The organism is Catellatospora coxensis, assembly GCF_016862635.1.
Classification (GTDB): Bacteria; Actinomycetota; Actinomycetes; order Mycobacteriales; family Micromonosporaceae; genus Catellatospora; species Catellatospora coxensis.
In genome coordinates this window covers 46012-62183 of the sequence record NZ_BONI01000059.1, presented here as the reverse complement: position 1 = coordinate 62183, position 16172 = coordinate 46012, and the positions used below count along the sequence as shown (strand labels likewise).

General features: G+C 69.4%; 19 protein-coding genes. 9 read left to right on the top strand and 10 right to left on the bottom strand.

Annotated elements, in window-relative coordinates:
• Positions 1 to 2930, top strand: a 2930-nt coding sequence (locus Cco03nite_RS29295; protein ID WP_203695871.1) for a CARDB domain-containing protein, incomplete at its 5' end; no start/stop codon positions are given.
• Positions 2931 to 3261: 331 nt separating this feature from the next.
• Here Cco03nite_RS29295 and Cco03nite_RS29290 read toward each other — a convergent pair.
• The gene (locus Cco03nite_RS29290) at positions 3262 to 3852 is read right to left on the bottom strand and encodes a hypothetical protein (protein ID WP_203695869.1); all 591 of its coding nucleotides are present in this window, start codon (positions 3850 to 3852) and stop codon (positions 3262 to 3264) included.
• A 327-nt stretch (positions 3853 to 4179) separates the two neighbouring features.
• Here Cco03nite_RS29290 and Cco03nite_RS29285 point away from each other — a divergent pair, with 327 nt between their 5' ends.
• Entirely contained in the window at positions 4180 to 4797 is a 618-nt protein-coding gene (locus Cco03nite_RS29285) for a hypothetical protein (protein ID WP_203695867.1), read from the top strand.
• A gap of 100 nt (positions 4798 to 4897) precedes the next feature.
• Here Cco03nite_RS29285 and Cco03nite_RS29280 read toward each other — a convergent pair whose 3' ends face one another.
• Together Cco03nite_RS29280 and Cco03nite_RS29275 are read right to left on the bottom strand one after the other, a co-directional pair.
• Complete coding sequence (locus tag Cco03nite_RS29280) at positions 4898 to 5533, bottom strand: hypothetical protein (protein ID WP_203695865.1); 636 nt, start codon at positions 5531 to 5533, stop codon at positions 4898 to 4900.
• On the bottom strand, positions 5509 to 6210 hold the full coding sequence (locus Cco03nite_RS29275) for a hypothetical protein (protein WP_203695863.1): 702 nt from the start codon (positions 6208 to 6210) through the stop codon (positions 5509 to 5511). The genes Cco03nite_RS29280 and Cco03nite_RS29275 overlap by 25 nt, the downstream gene beginning before the upstream one ends.
• Before the next feature lie 75 nt (positions 6211 to 6285).
• On the opposite strand from Cco03nite_RS29275, the gene Cco03nite_RS29270 reads away from it, so the two are divergent.
• A complete protein-coding gene (locus Cco03nite_RS29270; protein WP_203695861.1) occupies positions 6286 to 6834 on the top strand; it encodes a hypothetical protein in 549 nt (182 codons plus the stop codon).
• Positions 6835 to 6914: 80 nt separating this feature from the next.
• Here Cco03nite_RS29270 and Cco03nite_RS29265 read toward each other — a convergent pair whose 3' ends face one another.
• Complete coding sequence (locus tag Cco03nite_RS29265) at positions 6915 to 7493, bottom strand: hypothetical protein (protein WP_203695859.1); 579 nt, start codon at positions 7491 to 7493, stop codon at positions 6915 to 6917.
• Between the two features lie 93 nt (positions 7494 to 7586).
• Here Cco03nite_RS29265 and Cco03nite_RS29260 point away from each other — a divergent pair, with 93 nt between their 5' ends.
• On the top strand, positions 7587 to 7811 hold the full coding sequence (locus Cco03nite_RS29260; protein ID WP_203695857.1) for a hypothetical protein: 225 nt from the start codon (positions 7587 to 7589) through the stop codon (positions 7809 to 7811).
• 74 nt (positions 7812 to 7885) lie between these two features.
• Positions 7886 to 8323 carry a DNA-binding protein gene (locus Cco03nite_RS29255; RefSeq protein WP_203695855.1) on the top strand — a complete coding sequence of 146 codons (438 nt, stop codon included), beginning with the start codon at positions 7886 to 7888 and terminating at the stop codon, positions 8321 to 8323.
• Here Cco03nite_RS29255 and Cco03nite_RS29250 read toward each other — a convergent pair.
• Complete coding sequence (locus tag Cco03nite_RS29250) at positions 8320 to 8769, bottom strand: hypothetical protein (RefSeq protein ID WP_203695853.1); 450 nt, start codon at positions 8767 to 8769, stop codon at positions 8320 to 8322. The two genes, Cco03nite_RS29255 and Cco03nite_RS29250, sit on opposite strands and share 4 nt — an antisense overlap.
• 9 nt (positions 8770 to 8778) lie before the next feature.
• Positions 8779 to 9252: a hypothetical protein gene (locus Cco03nite_RS29245; protein WP_203695851.1), complete on the bottom strand. Its 474-nt coding sequence runs from the start codon at positions 9250 to 9252 to the stop codon at positions 8779 to 8781.
• Between the two features lie 333 nt (positions 9253 to 9585).
• Here Cco03nite_RS29245 and Cco03nite_RS29240 point away from each other — a divergent pair, with 333 nt between their 5' ends.
• The 3 genes from Cco03nite_RS29240 to Cco03nite_RS29230 all read left to right on the top strand — a co-directional run bounded on the left by Cco03nite_RS29240 (position 9586) and on the right by Cco03nite_RS29230 (position 12153).
• A complete protein-coding gene (locus Cco03nite_RS29240; protein WP_203695849.1) occupies positions 9586 to 10131 on the top strand; it encodes an RNA polymerase sigma factor in 546 nt (181 codons plus the stop codon).
• Complete coding sequence (locus Cco03nite_RS29235; RefSeq protein WP_203695847.1) at positions 10128 to 11099, top strand: CU044_5270 family protein; 972 nt, start codon at positions 10128 to 10130, stop codon at positions 11097 to 11099. The genes Cco03nite_RS29240 and Cco03nite_RS29235 overlap by 4 nt, the downstream gene beginning before the upstream one ends.
• Before the next feature lie 172 nt (positions 11100 to 11271).
• Complete coding sequence (locus Cco03nite_RS29230) at positions 11272 to 12153, top strand: hypothetical protein (protein WP_203695845.1); 882 nt, start codon at positions 11272 to 11274, stop codon at positions 12151 to 12153.
• A 9-nt stretch (positions 12154 to 12162) separates the two neighbouring features.
• On the opposite strand, the gene Cco03nite_RS29225 is transcribed toward Cco03nite_RS29230, so the two are convergent.
• From Cco03nite_RS29225 to Cco03nite_RS29215, 3 genes are all read right to left on the bottom strand, one after another.
• Complete coding sequence (locus tag Cco03nite_RS29225; protein ID WP_203695843.1) at positions 12163 to 12831, bottom strand: lysophospholipid acyltransferase family protein; 669 nt, start codon at positions 12829 to 12831, stop codon at positions 12163 to 12165.
• A gap of 14 nt (positions 12832 to 12845) precedes the next feature.
• Complete coding sequence (locus Cco03nite_RS29220; protein WP_203695841.1) at positions 12846 to 13421, bottom strand: TetR/AcrR family transcriptional regulator; 576 nt, start codon at positions 13419 to 13421, stop codon at positions 12846 to 12848.
• A 66-nt stretch (positions 13422 to 13487) separates the two neighbouring features.
• Complete coding sequence (locus Cco03nite_RS29215; RefSeq protein WP_203695839.1) at positions 13488 to 14726, bottom strand: lipocalin-like domain-containing protein; 1239 nt, start codon at positions 14724 to 14726, stop codon at positions 13488 to 13490.
• A 163-nt stretch (positions 14727 to 14889) separates the two neighbouring features.
• Here Cco03nite_RS29215 and Cco03nite_RS29210 point away from each other — a divergent pair, with 163 nt between their 5' ends.
• The gene (locus tag Cco03nite_RS29210) at positions 14890 to 15351 is read left to right on the top strand and encodes a hypothetical protein (protein WP_203695837.1); all 462 of its coding nucleotides are present in this window, start codon (positions 14890 to 14892) and stop codon (positions 15349 to 15351) included.
• Positions 15352 to 15531: 180 nt separating this feature from the next.
• Here the strand turns inward: Cco03nite_RS29210 and Cco03nite_RS29205 are convergent, their stop codons facing one another.
• On the bottom strand, positions 15532 to 16071 hold the full coding sequence (locus Cco03nite_RS29205; RefSeq protein WP_203695835.1) for a dihydrofolate reductase family protein: 540 nt from the start codon (positions 16069 to 16071) through the stop codon (positions 15532 to 15534).
• Positions 16072 to 16172: the final 101 nt, after the last annotated feature.

Sequence of the window (16172 nt, the reverse complement as noted above, 5' to 3'; positions counted from 1 at the left end):
ACACCCAGGCCGCCACGACGACCGTGTCGTACTACGTGCGGGCGCGGGACAACGCGGGCAACGTCTCCGGCAACAGCAACACCGTCACCCGCACCGGCACCCAGCAGCCCGGCTGCACCAACGTCGCGGCCGGCAAGACCATGACCGCGAACGGCTCCACGTTCACGTTCACCCCGGACAAGGCCAACGACGGCCAGCTCGGCACCTACTGGGAGGGCGGCGGCTACCCGGCGACGCTCACCGTGGCGCTCGGCGGCAACCATGTCGTCACCCAGGTCAACGTCAAGCTGAACCCGGACGCCTCGTGGGGCACGCGTACCCAGAACTTCCAGGTCCTGGGCCGCGAGCAGTCCTCCTCGACCTACGCCAACCTGGTGTCGGCGGCCGGCTACCAGTTCACCCAGGGCAACAACGTGGTGAGCGTCCCCGTCTCGGCGACCACCGCCGACGTGCGGCTGTCCTTCAACTCCAACACCGGCGCCCCGTCGGGCCAGGTCGCGGAGTTCGAGGTCTGCGGCACCCCCGCGCCGAACCCGGACCTGACCGTCAGCAACGTGTCGTGGACCCCGTCGTCGCCGAACGAGGCGTCGAACATCTCGCTGACCGCCACCGTCAACAACATCGGCGACCTGGCCGCCCCCGCCTCCAAGGTGGGCCTGTATCTCGACGGCGCGCTCAAGGGCACCGTCGACGTCGCGGGCATCGCCGCGGGCGGCTCGCAGTCGGTGAGCCTGCCGATCGGCACCCTCGGCCAGGGCACGTACGCCGTCAGCGCCCGCGCCGACAACGCGTCCACGGTCGTCGAGAAGAACGAGAACAACAACACCGCCAACGCCGCGAGCAACCTCGTCGTGGCCCAGGCCCCCGGCCCCGACCTGCAGGTCACCGGCATCTCCACCAACCCGGCCAACCCGGCCGTCGGCGCGGCGGTCAGCTTCACGGTGACCGTCAACAACCGCGGCACCGCGGCCTCCGGCACCACCACGGTGACCCGGGTGACGGTCGGCTCCACCACCCTCAACACCAACACCGCGTCCATCGCCGCGGGCGCCACCGTCAACGTGGCCGTCAACGGCACCTGGACCGCCACCTCCGGCGGCGCGACCATCACCGCCAGCGCCGACGCCACCAACGTCGTCACCGAGACCAACGAGACCAACAACTCGCTGACTCAGTCGATCGTCGTCGGCCGGGGCGCGGCCGTCCCGTACACCTCGTACGAGGCCGAATCCGCCGCCTACCAGGGCGAGCTGCTGCAGACGGACGCGCTGCGCACCTTCGGGCACACCAACTTCGCCACCGAGTCCTCGGGCCGCAAGTCGGTGCGCCTCACCACCCAGGGCCAGTACGTCGAGTTCACCTCTACCAACCAGGCCAACTCGATCGTCGTCCGCAACTCGGTCCCCGACGCCGCGAGCGGCGGTGGCCAGGACTACACGATCAGCCTGTACGTCAACGGCACGTTCAACCGGAAGCTCACCCTGTCCTCGGTGCACAGCTGGCTCTACGGCACCACCGACGACCCCGAGGGCCTGACCAACACCCCGCAGGCCAACGCGCGCCGGCTGTTCGACGAGTCGAACGCGCTGCTGGGCACCTCGTACCCGCCGGGCACGAAGTTCAAGCTGCAGCGCGACTCCGGCGACAACGCCTCCTTCTACATCATCGATATGATCGATCTTGAGCAGGTGGCGGCGCCGCTGAGCAAGCCCGCCGAGTGCACCTCGATCACCAACTACGGCGCGGTGCCCAACGACGGCCTCGACGACACGGCGGCCATCCAGGCCGCGGTGACCGCCGACCAGAACGGGCAGATCAGCTGCGTCTGGATCCCCGAGGGCCAGTGGCGGCAGGAGCAGAAGATCCTCACCGACGACCCGCTGAACCGCGGGACGCACAACCAGGTGGGCATCAGCAACGTCGTCATCAAGGGCGCGGGCATGTGGCACTCCCGCCTCTACACGCTGACCCAGCCGCAGAACGCGGGCGGCATCAACCACCCGCACGAGGGCAACTTCGGCTTCGACATCGACAAGAACACGCAGATCTCCGACCTGGCGATCTTCGGCTCCGGCCGGATCCGCGGCGGTGACGGCAACGCCGAGGGCGGCGTCGGCATCAACGGCCGGCTCGGTGTCGGCACGAAGATCACGAACGTGTGGATCGAGCACGCCAACGTGGGCGCCTGGGTCGGCCGGGACTACTCCAACATCCCCGAGCTGTGGGGACCCGGCGACGGGCTGGAGTTCAGCGGGATGCGGGTGCGCAACACGTACGCCGACGGGATCAACTTCACCAACGGCACGCGCAACTCGACCGTGTTCAACTCGTCGTTCCGCAACAACGGCGACGACGCGCTCGCGGTCTGGGCCAGCAAGTACGTGAAGGACACCTCGGTCGACATCGGCCACGACAACCGGTTCGTCAACAACACGGTGCAGCTGCCGTGGCGGGCCAACGGCATCGCGGTGTACGGCGGGTACGGCAACAAGATCGAGAACAACCTGATCTACGACACGATGAACTACCCGGGCATCATGCTGGCGACCGACCACGACCCGATCCCCTTCACGGGTCAGACGCTGATCGCCAACAACGCGCTGTACCGCACGGGTGGGGCGTTCTGGAACGAGGACCAGGAGTTCGGGGCCATCACGCTGTTCGCGGCGACGGTCGCGATCCCGGGGGTCACGATTCGTGATACCGAGATCTACGACTCGACGTACGACGGTATCCAGTTCAAGGCGGGTGAGCTTCCGGGGGTGGTCATCACCAACGTGAAGATCGACAAGTCGAACAACGGCGCGGGCATGCTGGCCATGGCCCAGGCCCGGGGTAGCGCGACGCTGTCGAACGTCACCATCACGAACTCGGGCACGGGCAACATCGTCACCCAGCCGGGTTCGACGTTCACCTTCTCGGGCAGCTGATCCGGCCCGGTAGGAAAGCAAGTTCGGGGGCCTGCCGGCTGATGCCGGCAGGCCCCCGGCCTCGATGCGGAATTCGGCGTACAGGTCGACTCGCCCGTCGTCCTCATTGGTCGCGCCCTCGGCGTGTTGGTCGCCGTTTGACGGCCTGGCGTCGGCCTTCAACTACGGATTACCGCAACACGGTCGGAGGGCCGAATCACGGGGTCAGCCACTCGGATGTATCCAGTCAGCGTGGCTGGCGGACGGCGACGTCGCTGTACTCCGCTGCTGTGCAGCCACAGATGCGCCTGCTCGCCGCTCTACCTTCTGATCCATAGGGACAGTTGCAGCGTTAGAACTGTTCGGCCTCCAGGTTCATTTCACTCCTGGCCGCGACAATAATGTTATTAACGCCCTCACTAATCGCCTCTATAGTTGCGATGCAATTCGACCTAGCCCGTTCGCGCTCCTCGACTCCGACTGCCTTCCAGTCGCTCACTGGAAAGTTCCAAGAAACCCACAAGCCCCACAGCTCGTAGTTGCTATAGTGGATTTCCTCAAGGGCCGAATGGATGCGCTCGCTGCCGTGGGTCGTTGCTACTTTAAATATCGCGCGGGACTTATCGGAGGCTCGGTCTGAAAATTTGCTCCAAATGCTACCGATTTCATTACCCCCGCGTCGACTCGCGTCATTGATCATCTTTGCTGTCCGGGCTAGATAGATGCGGAAGTCGATACATTGGGCGATTATGTCCTGATAGGCCTCGCGTTGGATTTCGCGTCGTTCGCGATGTAGTTGATCACGTCGGTCCTCGGCCCTCCGGCGGTCCTCAACCTTCGCCTGCGAGCGCTCGCGCCACCATTGGACGATCTGACCGACGCCAGCTCCCACGGCCGCACCAACGCCGCCAGCTAATGCCACCCATAATGACGTGTTGGACACGCTGCGGAAAATACTCGCGTCGAAGCGGTCGAGGAATCCAACTGTCGTCTAGCTGTCGCGCATGCGCACGGCTTCCTGTGACGCATAAACATGTTCCTGTTCTGTGATCATGGCTTGTCTCGCTGACGCCCCGTCTATCGTCTGTTCGCACCCGCGATCGCTTGATCCGACCAGCAGTTCGACGCCGGGGTCCTGAACCACGGATTACTCGCAACACGGTCAGGAACGGCCGGTTGCAACGTCAGCCAATCAGGTGTGCGCGAACATCGCCGCTGTGGGGTGGCCTCGTTGCTGTACGGACGGCCCGTAAGCGGTCGCGCTCCGAACATGATTGACGGCGGTCACTACCTTTGGGATATGCAGCTAGTCCAATGGCTGGTGCCAACTGTCGCTTCCGTGGTCGCGGTCATCCTCAGCGCCTACGCCTTACTGGCCACCAGGTCGCATAACAGGCGTGCTCTGTTTCTGGACATGCACGCCAAAATGCTCGATCCGGAGATTTTTCGAGGTCGCCGCGTTCTGCTAGAAAAGATCAACAGCCTGGAGGACGCGCGTGCCTTACGCGAAGCTGACCCGCTCCAATATGAGCTAGTCAATCGGGCGGTTGCCATGCTGGACGTGCTGGCCTGCTACGTTCGCCGCGGTTACCTTGATCGAACTTTAGTGCTTGAGGAGTGGGGTTACCTGTATGCCGCCGCGTGGCCTCATGGACGCTACTTTCTCCTCGCCCGACATCAGGACTTGGGCCACGATCGACTGCCGTGGCCCCACTTGCGCGCGTTTGGTCCAGTAGCAGTCGCGTGGACGCTTCGACATAAGCGCCAGCAGGAAAGCGCCCACCACGACGAGGTGCTGGCACTTCAGTTACTCGCAGCGTCGAACTCACAGCCGGAACAACCCGTAACGACACACAGCACTGAGACCGCCACGCAGCCGCTCGATTAGGAATAGCACTGTAAATCCGTCGCGAAACTACATTGGTGAGTTCCATCGCACCATTGGATCAAACGGCTCACGTCGCCGGCAGCGCGCCTTCCGCGCCGTCTCAGCCGGCCTGTTGACGGGAGCGGCGGATCCGTATGGTCCAACGGACGGCGTCGGGGTGCGACGAGGTGTCGAGCAGATCGCCCAGCTTCAGGCGGTTCAACCGGGCGACCAGGGCGTCGTCGAGTTCGTGGTACTGCCCCAGCCCGTCCGCGCCTTCCCGAAGAGGCCGGATCACCATCACCTCATCCTCGGCGAGCATCGACAGCTCCGCGCCGAGTACGTCGCGTGGATGCAGATCTCCGGTCGTCCGTTCCTCCGGCTCGATCCACACCTCCGTGGGCGGCTGATGCGGCGCGATCGACGCGGCCAGCTCGATTCCTGCCAGGAAGTCATCGAGGAGACGCCGGCGGAGCAGCGGCGCCGGCGCCGCCAGCGCATGGCGATCGACGGTGACGGACACCTCGACGACCCCGTCGACCAGTTCGGCTGTCGGCTGTCGCGGCGCATCGTCGCCCAGGACCGACACCCCGAAGCGGAACCGGATCGGCCGGGCGACGGTCGCGCTCACGCATCCCGGCCACTGCTCGATCCAGGACGCGGCCGACCCGGCGGCGTCCCGCAGCGCCCGCTGGTGTCGTCGCCCGAGGTCGGACTCACCCAGCGACCAGCTCACCAGTTCGCGCGGATCCGCCACGTCATGACCTTCTTGCCGTCGGGGAGGGAATGATCGTCGTGCTCGACGAGGTCACCCATGTTCGCGATGAATCGGTCCAGGCTCGTCGCCGTCCGTGCGGACCGCTCGGTGCGGGTCGCCACCAGCATCTCGTCAGGTCCGACTTCCTCCAGCAGTCCTCGCAGCCGCTCGGAGGCGGACGTCATGGCCGCATGCCGGTGCAGGGGTGGGGCGGTGAAAGGGTCGTCCGGCACGTCCCCGCCGGATGGGGGATTGCGTACCGGTATGACACCCAGCCCGTACTGCATGCCGACCGCGTCCAGCGTCTCAAGGACGGCGCGGGTCGACTGCACGGCCCGCAGGCCGTCAATCGGTCGGCTCAACCAGGCGCGAGGCAGCAGCAGCTCGCACCAGATTCCCTCGCGGCCTGGTTCATCTCGTTGTCGGATCGGGCCGACCACGGGACGTTCCGTCTCCGTCAGGACCGGGTCAATGATCACCTGCTGGCGGCTCATTCCACCCGCGGCCTGCCACTGCCGTACCTGAACCAGCTCCTGGAGGCGCGCGCCGACAACTCTGAGCAGATGGAGCAACTGTGCATGCCGACGGTCTTCGTCGGCGTCCTGGCACCGCACCATCGCGGTCCCGTGACTTTCGGCGAACAGTCCATGCACGGCCACGAACAGCCATTCAGCCATCTTCACCTGCAGTGAGTCATGTCTTCCCGGTTTAGCGTCAATCGTGACGCGTTGCGTGAGCAAACGGATATCGACGTGCTGCTCCGCACCGCCCCAGCCACCTACTACACCGTCACCGCCCCCGCCCTGCACCGTGCGGCCCTGCCCGGCGGCGCGTCCGGGAACTCGCTGCTGGCCGGCCTGACCGTGGTCCGCCGGGTCGACGGGGAGATCGAGCAGGAGTCGGCCGCCGCCAAGGACACCGTCGAACCGCACAAGCTCAAGGGCGTCTCCGGGGTCGCGCACTCCGAGTTCCAGGCGTTCCTGGCCTGGGTGGAGGCGGCCGCCGTGAACCTGAACCAGGCGACGACGCTGGCCGTCGTCATCGAGGCGCACCAGACCAACAGCCCGTGCTCGACCTGCCAGAAGCTGATCGGCGGGGTGATGGTCCGGCTGGCCGCCGAGTACGACAAGCCGGTCATCTTCCGGGGTTCGGCGCTGCAGGCGTACGAGACGGCACCGGGCGCGCTCGGCCGGATGCTCCTGTCGGTGCGGTCCGGCACCGGCAGGTATGACACCCAGACCCCGCCCGTCATGAACGACGTCCTCGGCACCCACCTGATGGTCCCGCTGATGCGCTCCTGACCCATGGTCAGCCCCCAGGTGACAGCGCCGGCGGCGCGTCGGTCGTACGTCTCCCGCAAGCGGGCTGCCTGAGCGCGAGGTCAGGACGAGGGTCGTGGCGTGGCTGTGGGTGAGATGCGGACGTTCGGATTCGGCTGGACGACGAACCGTGCCACCTTCCAGCCCGACCCGACGCGTTCCAGGGTGACCATGACCTCGCAGTAGGTGATCTCAACCCCGGCCAGACCGTTCGCGGTGCGTCGCTGGGTCACGTAGGCCAGCACCCTGCCCTGTTGTCGCCCGTGCTCGCGGACGCCCACACCGTGGGCGTCCGCGGTGACCACGGTCTGCTCCGCGAGGGCGGTCGTGCGCAGCGATGCCATGGCGGCCGTGTACTCGGCGGCGAACGGGCCCGTGAGGAAGGACTGCCCACGAGCCACGGCGCCGTCGAAGTCGCGGTAGTCGTATCCCAGCAGCGCACGGATCGCCGGGAACACCACCGGCGCGTACTCGGCCAGGGCCGCCTGGCGCGCCTGCTTCTCCTGCCGTGCCTGGTACTGCTGCCAGTGCGGCCGGCCGAAGAACAGGACCAGCCCGGTCACGACCGCCAGCGCCAGCACGATCCGGAACCACGTCCGGTGCCGTCTTCGCCGCCGCAGAATCTCCTCAACCCAGGTCACGTCCCTGGCTCCCCCCGCTAGCCCGTCCGATGGCGCGCCCATCCTAAGCTGCGCCTTCCAGCCGGTTCGGCCACCGAACCAGGAGGGCAGGACATGCGGACGCTGACGCCCGAACTGCGGCAACGCGCCTTGGCACTGATGGCCGAGCTGGTGTACACACCGGACGAGGAGGTCGATGACAAGGTCGAGGAGCTCGAACGCATCACCGAGTGCCCGCACGTCGTCGACTACCTGTTCCACCACACGCCGCACCTCACCGATGAGCAGGCGCTCGAAAAGGCCCTGGCCTACGAGCACATAGCGCTGCCCGGCGCCTGACGGTACGGCGACGTTGAACAAGTCGTGTTCAACATGATGTTTACAACGTGTCGTTTTTCTGATTGGCTGTGGGCATGGCTGACATCCACTACGAGGACCCCTTCGCGCCCCCGGACGCCGGGCGGGCCCGTGCACATCGCGACTTCGCCGCCCTGACCCGCCTCGCCGAGCGCCACGGCGCGACCCCGAGCCGGCGCGACCGCTGGCGGCATCCGTACGTGCTGGACCCGTACGAGGCGGTCTGTCTGTCGGTGTCGCTCGCCGCGGGTTCGGCCCAGCCCGAGCCCGACGAGGAGCCGCTCGACGAGACGGACCTGACCGCCGCGCTCACCCTCATCCCGCGGGTGCGGGCCGACCTCGACGCCCTGGAGGCGGGTCTGCTCGACCTGGCCCGCGCGCGGGGCCTGACCTGGCAGGCGATCGCGTTCGGGCTTGGCCTCGGCTCGGCGCAGGCGGCCCGGCAGCGCCACGAGCGCCTGACCGACCGCACGAGGCCGACGGCCGCGGACTAGTCCGCGGCCCGGCCCTCGCCGCGCCGGGTGCGGCGGATCCGGATCGCCCGGTCGGCGAGCTCGTCGACGGCCGCGCCGATCTCCGGCGGCAGGCCGCCGTCGCCGCAGCAAGGCGGTTTGGTACGCGGGTCCGTCGGCGGCTTGACCCCGGCGAGCTCATACAGCGCCGCGTACACGTCGATACCCGGATCGGCCTCGTCGTGCCGTCCGATCAGGAGCACGCACGCCTGCCTGCCGGACCGGAACGCGACCACGATGCGCAGGTCGCCGACGTGCTTCACGCACAGGCGGTCGAGCGGGGCCCCGCCGGTGAGGCGGTAGCCGAGGGCCGCGCAGCCCTCCGCTTCGAGGTGGCGCAGGAACTGGGCGACCTGCTGCTGCTGGCGGTTGCGCAGGCCGTCGAACTGCTGCTCGGCGCGGGGCGTCCAGTCGAGGGTGACGGGCACGTGACCTGCCTAGGCCGGGCTCTGCCGCGTACGCGCGAGCAGCCCGTGGACGTCGATGGCCTTGCCCTCGCCGCGCTGCATCTGCGCGAGGCTCTCCCGGAGGTCGTCGCGTTCCAGCAGCGCGGTGTCCTCCAGGTAGCGCCACACGGCGTCGAGCAGCCCCCGGGTCTGCCCGGCCTGGCGCAGGTCCTTCACCAGGTGCCAGACCTCGTGGAAGCGGCGGGGCTCCAGCCGTGACTGCCCGTTGACCTGCACGATCAGAAACACCCCGGCGCGGGCCCACTCCCGCACCGTCGGCTCGCTCAACTCAAGCAACTCGGCCGCGATCACCGGCCGGATGGGCTCACAGGTGGCAAGCCACCGCCGCGCGATCCGCAGCAGCCGAGTACGCCGCTCGTCGTCGAGCGTGCGCGCGACGTCCTCCAGCTCCTCCACGGACGTGAGCAGCTCGGCGATCTTCTCCCGATCGGATGCGACGGTCATGGCAGGCTCCTGCCCCTGGAGAGCCGGTGCTTACGAGTATGGCGCACGAATCCACAAGCCGCCGCCGCGTACCGGCCCAACGGGTGAAAAACACCGGGCGGCCCGCGACGACGACGCCTCGCATGTGCCTTGATCGTTCGAGTTGCCTGGCGCCTGTGCGTATCTTGACCCGTCATACGCCCGATTGCCAGGCAACTCGAACGATCTCGGTGTGGGCTCCGCCCGCGCGGTCGACGCAGAGGTCCGGGCCGCCGCGGGTGCACTGGTAAGAATCGGCGTCCGGGGCGCACTACCTGGTGACCGAACACCTTCACGGCGAAGGAGAAGGAGCCAGTGACCCATGACGAGCCGAGCAGGCGGTTCACCGCCATCTACCACCGACATCATCGCCAGGTGTACGCGTACGCGGTGAGCCGTGCCGGACGCGCCCTGGCCGACGACGTCGTCGCCGACACGTTCCTGGTGGCCTGGCGCAGGCTGGACGCCGTGCCCGAGGGGCCGCTGCCGTGGCTGCTCGGCGTGGCCCGCAACGTGATCCGGGAACGCTTCCGCGACGACGTACGCCAGACCGGCCTCGCCCTGGAGCTACGGGCCTGGGCCGTGGAGGCCGACGCCGACGTGGCCGACGGCGTCGCCGACCGCGCGGCGATGCTGGCCGCGCTCGCCGGGCTGGCCGAGGACGACCGGGAGGCGCTCACACTGACCGCCTGGCAGGGACTGTCCGCCAGGGACGCCGCCCGGGTCGTCGGCTGCTCGACCGCGACCTTCTTCGTCCGCCTGCACCGGGCCCGCAGACGCCTGGAGCAGGCCATGTCCGACGCCGCGCCGGTGGACCGCCGCCGCCCGGTCCGCCTCACCGCCCAGGAGTACTCCCGATGAGCCACCGCGACACCCTGCGGGCCCTGACCGCGGCCCGCCCGAACAGCCTCGACCCGACCGAGCCGCCCGCCGACCCGATGACGATCATGTCGTACCCCCAGGAGGAGACCGTGTCCCGCACCGCCCGCCGGCCGGTCGGCCGCCTCGTGCTCGCCGCGGGCCTGCCCGCCGTCGCGCTGGCCGTGACCGGCGCGATCCTGCTCGGCAACACCTCCGGGACGGTCCCGGCGGTCACGCAAGAGCCCACCGGCGCCCCGGCTGCCAGCGCCCCCGCCGTGCCGCCCACCGACGCCGGCGGTGTGCTGCTGGCCGCCGCCCTGGTCAGCGAGACCGCGGCGGCGTCCGACGGCGACTACTGGGTGCTGCGCGCCGAAAACGGCGAGGGCTCCCGGCGTGGCCAGCACCAGATGTGGCTGGCCGCGGTGGAGGGTCTGCCGTCGAGCGCCTACATGCTCCGCGCGGACGGGTCCTGGGCTCCCCGCCCGATGCAGGGGCACACCGCGGCGAACAACTTCCTGCTCGCCGGAATGCCTCGTTCAGTACGGGAGCTGGCCGCGCTGCCGACGGACCCGGCACAGCTCAAGAAGCACCTGCTCCGCTGGCACGACGTCAACGACGGGGAGGCGGAAAGCGCCCAGGAGTTCCTGTTCCACGCCGGTATGGGTCTCGTCATCGACCTGCCGGTCAGCCCGCGGGTGCGCGGGGCGGCGTACCGGATGCTGGCGGCGCTGCCCGGCGTGACGTCGCTGGGCCGGGTCACCGACCAGCGCGGACGGTCCGGTGTCGCGATCGCGGTGACGCGCCAGGGCGACTTCGCCAAGGCGCAGACCCGGCTGATCGTCGACCCGGTGACCGGCCGGGCCCTGGGCAGCGAGAGCTGGTCCGGTGGCCGGCTGTACAGCTGGATGGTCCTGCTCGACGCGCGCTGGGCCGACGGCCCGCTGCCGGATGCCTCGACCCTGGGCTGACCTCGGGGGTGAGCCGAGTGGCGCGACCCGATCCGGGGCGCGCCACTCGTGTGCGATGACCGGTGTCGTTCGATCAGCCGGGCAACACTGTCCGTCGCGGTGCTGCGACCCGGCGCGGACATTCAGTAGCGTCGTCGTCCGGTACTGCCTCCACACCGGACTGGGGAACGACGTGACGCTGCCACTCGATCCGTCCCAACGGCCCACGCCGGTCGCGGCGGCCCGCCCGGCGATGGGCTGGTGGCGGCGGCACCGGGTGCTGCGCAACTGGCTCGGCGGCGTCGCCTCGGCGGTCGTGGTGTCGGTGATCAGCGGGGTGGCGCTGGCATACCTGACCCCGGGCGCGGACACCCCCGGTGGCACCCCGCCGACCTCGGCCGCCGCGGACCAGACCCCGTTCAGTGTGGACGTGCTGTCCCGGGGCGACTACTGCAAGCCGTACGTCGTGAACGCCGACCCCGGTGAGCTGGCCAGCCCGTACCGGGTGATGAACGCGGAGTCGCGGGACTGGCCCGCCGACGACGAGGTGGCCGAGTGGGCGCAGCGGGTCGAGGCGATCCCGTCCCGGTCGCGCGTCACGCTCACGCTGCAGGGCACGTCCGACACGTCCGTGGTGCTGCATAGCCTGGAGGTCGAGGTGAAGCAGCGCGGCCCGGCCCTCGACGCGCCGCGGGTCTTCTTCACCGAGGAGGGCTGCGGCAGCGGCGCGGTGCCGCGGTTCTTCCGGATCGACCTGGACAAGCCGAACCCGCGGGCGCTCCCCCAGGCGGGTGAGGACCTGGCCCGCAAGGAGATCCCGGCGGTCGCGTTCCCGTTCAAGGTCTCCGACAGCGACCCGGAGATCTTCGTCATCGAGGCCGACCCGGGCGCCTGCGACTGCACCTGGCAGCTGCGGCTGCGCTGGTCGAGCGCGGGCCGCAGCGGCGCCCTCGTCATCGACGACCACGGCAGGCCGTTCCGCACGGCCGCTTACGTCGAGGCGAGCGCGCAGCGCTTCGTGGTGCACGCGGCCCACGGCTGCCCGGGTGACCTGGCCTGGTGCGAGGCCGCCTGACCCGGCGGATTACGGGGTCAGCGCGGCCTCGTTGAAGGCGTCGGCGGGTTGCTGGCCGGACAGGGCCTGGATGGCGGCCATGATGTCGTCGGTGGCCTGGCGGCGGGCCCGGCCGACGCTGATGCCGGGCGGCTGGGTGAAGCGCAGCGGCGCGCCGAAGCGGATGGTGACCCGGCCGGGCCGGGGGAGCTTCGCCCCGATGGGCTGGACGCGGTCCGTGCCGAGCACCGCGGCGGGCACCACCGGCGCGCCGGAGGCCAGTGCGAGCCAGGCCACGCCGGTGCGGCCGCGGTAGAGGCGGCCGTCGCGGGAGCGACTGCCCTCGGGGTGGATGCCGAACGCACCGCCGCGTTCGAGCACGCCGAGTGCCAGCTCCAGGGATTCCTGGGCGGCCCGGTGCCCGCCGCGCTGCACCGGGATGGCCTCCAGGCCGGTCATCAGCTCGCGGACGAGGCGGCCCTTGCACCCGGTGCCGGTGAAGTACTCCGCCTTGGCCAGGAACGTGACCGGCCGCGGTGTCATCAGCGGGATGATGAAGCTGTCCAGGAACGACAGGTGGTTGGCGGCCAGGATGAGCGGTCCGTCCAGCGGGATGTGCTCGCGGCCTTCGACGGTCGGCCGGAACGCCACCCGCGACAGCGGGGTGAGCAGCATCCGGGTGATGGACTGGATCGACACGTGTCCTCCGGTGGTCAGGCCGGGCCCAGGTGGGCGTCCAGCGCGGCGCGTAGCAGCGGGTCGACGTCGTCGGTCTGCACCGTCATCTGCAGGCTGCCCCAGAGCCAGAGCTGGGCGATGCCGTGCAGGTTGGCCCACAGCGCCCCGGCGACGACGACGGGCTCGGGGCCGGTGAGGCCGTGCCGGGCGCGGCCGACCAGGTCGACGAGCACGCCGAACAGCTGGCGGCTGGCGTCGCGCAGGCCGATCTGGTTGCCGCGCAGCAGCTCGTGGCGGAACATCAGCTCGAACATGCCGCGCTGGGTGCGGGCGAAGTCGAGGTACGCGCGGCCCAGCGCGAGCAACCCGGCGTGCGGGTCGGTCTCGTGGCGCAGCCCGGCGATGCGCCCGCCGAGGTCCTGGTAGCCGACCTGGGCGATGGCGGACAGCAAGGACAGGTGGCTGGGGAAGTAGCGGCGCGGCGCGCCGTGCGACACCCCCGCCCGCCGGGCGATCTCACGCAGTGTCAGCGACCCCGGCCCCTCGCGGCTGAGCAGGTCCACGCCCACCTCGACCAGGCGGGCGCGCAGGGTGGTGTCCGGGTCCGGCATAGACAGTGTCTACCAGAACTCGTAGACACTGTCTACCGCCGGGCCGTCAGCGCCGGCGCCGGGCGCTCAGGACGGCTTCGGCTTCGGGGTCTGCTGCTGGCCCGACAGCAGCCCGAACTGGGCGTTGTCGAGGGTCCCCTTGCCGGTGACCCGGTAGCCGGGGCCCATCGTGCCCAGGCTCAGCGCGATCTCGGCCTCGTTGCGGATGTACCAGCGCTTGCGCGGGGCCTTCTCCCGGGCGGCGGGCAGCACCGAGCCGGTCTGGTTGACGTACGGCCGTCCGGGCACCATCCGGTCCGTCGCCGACATCGTCACGATCGCCGAGTTCTCGCCGGTGTAGTTCCACTGCACCTCGGCGAAGTCGTCCTCCTCGCCGGTCTGCATCTCGGTGGCGTTGAGCGTGTCGTCGTTGTACGCCGCCACCAGCCGCTTGCCCGCCTCGGTGTCGTCGATGAGCAGCACGGTCAGGTCCGTCGAGTCGTACTTGCCGCGCAGGTGGATGTCGCGGGCCAGCACCGAGTAGCGGTCGGCGACCCCCATGCCGATGCGCCACCGGTCGACGAACTGCGGCAACGGCAGGTTGCCCCAGGTGTGGTCGTGGTAGCCGGTGCCGATGAACTCGCGCTTCTCGTTGTAGAACACGATGTGGCCCTGCGCCTTGCCCGACGGCACCGCGGCGAACCACGCCTGGTACTGGTCGGGCCCGCCGAGGTAGACGTGGCCGGTGCCGGGCCGGAACGGGGCCGCGGTGCTGGTCAGGTCAAGGTTGAGGGTGATGTCGTTGGCGGTGCCGCGCAGCTGGTAGCTCTTGAGGTCGCCGGTGAGCGTGAACGGGCCGACCTTGACGTTGCAGCGGTCCTTGGCGCTGGCGAACTCGTCCCAGCTGTACGTCTGGAACACGCTGAACTCGTTGCCCCACGGCGTGGTGATCAGCAGGTTGACCGCGGGACGCCGGTCGGACTCGGCGGTCAGGCCGTCGCCGGGGCGGGTCTTCAGCGTGAACGAGACCACGATGCCGTCGTCGCCGGTCAGCTCGGTGTGCCACCATTCGTACGTCTGCGGGTCGGTGTTGGTGTCCGCGGTGCGGAAGCCGTCCTCCCAGGCGTAGAACGTGTCAGGCTTGAGGTTGAGCAGCGCGTAGTCGTTCGGCGCGGTGCCGTAGCGGTTGAGCGTCGGGCCGGCCGCGGGCGGGGCCGGCGGCGCGGACCGGCTGCACGCGGACAGCCCCGGCAGCGCGACGAACGACCCTGCGGCCAGCGCCCGCAGCGCCGTGCGGCGGGAGAACCTTCCAGAAGCCTCACTCATCTTGCTCGCCGTCCCATCACGCCGCAGCGCCGGCCTTTCAGGTGGTTCACCCTATTGCCCTGGTTTGCGTAATGTAGCTCGCGTTCGCCCGGCCCGTAGGCGAGATCGCGAAGGTCATGCAGGCGAGCGCCCGGAATTTGCCGACGATCCCTATGCTGCGGCCATGCCGCGATGGATCCGGCCCTATGGAGATGCCGACCGGCACGAGTTCCGGATGGGCCTCACTGCGCTGCTGACAGCCGTCGGAGGGGCGCTTCCCCTGTGCGGCCTCGCCGCAGGCGAGCTCACGGCCGTCACGGCGCCGATCTATGCGCTGCTCTCGACAGGCTGGGTGATCGCCGTCTGGCGGGTCGCGCTGGTCGGCGTGTACGTCGGCGACGACGGCATCAAGATCCGTCATGTGTGGAGCACCCGGGTCGTCCCCTGGGCGCAGCTGAACCGGGCGTGGGCGGGCCAGGCCGACGACTTCGACGCCTGGCAGATCTGGGTCAGCGGTGGGGACCCGGAGCGCGACCACCCCACCCCGATCTGGCGCGCGGGCAGCCGGGCGCGCCACCGCAACCGCATCGTGCTCGACCAGCAGGAATTCATCGCAGTGCTGGCAGCGCTCAACCGGCGGCCCTGAGCCCTGCCGAACCCCGGACCGGGCCGGCGGGGGCGCGGTCGCGGCGCGCGGAATGAGCGGGGCGCGTGTCGCACCAAGGTCGTTCGACTTGCCGGGCACATGGGCGAAAGTGGGCTCAAGATACGCACATGTGCCCGGCAAGTCGGATGATCAAGGACGCGGCGCGGCGGCAAGGGCGGGTCAGCGGGGGACGCGGAGCCAGATGTTGGTGCAGGTGGGGGTGTGGGTCACGCTGAGCTGTTCGAGGCGGGTGCCGTCGCCGCCGGGGCGGTCGAACAGGCGGGTGCCGTCGCCGAGCAGCGTCGGGACCACGTGGATGAGGACCTCGTCCAGCAGGCCCGCGTCCAGGCAGTCCTGGGCGATGGCCGCGCCGATCAGCACCGCGTACCCGTCGCCCGCGGCGGCCTTCGCGGTGGCGACGGCCTCGGCCAGGTTGTCGACGAAGATGTACTCGGGGTTGGGGTCCTCGGGGACGTCACGGGTGTAGACGAGTTGCGGCCCGGTCCAGGCGCCGCCGTACACCCGGCCTTCGGCGGTGGGTCCCTCGCCGGTGGGGCCGAAGTAGGTCCGGTGGCCGATGAGGACGGCGCCGATGCGGGACAGCACCTCGTCGACGGCGGGGTTCGGCCCCTCGTATCCGGCCATCCAGGACATGTCCCCGCCCGGCCCGGCGACGAAGCCGTCCAGCGACATCGTGATGTGCCACAGCACCTTGCCCATGTGTTCCTCCCGTGGATGCGCGTCGTCCTGCGTCGTGCCGGACCGTACATCCGATCACGACGGGCCGCATTTCTGAAAGTTTCAGTGCGTCTGCGGCGATA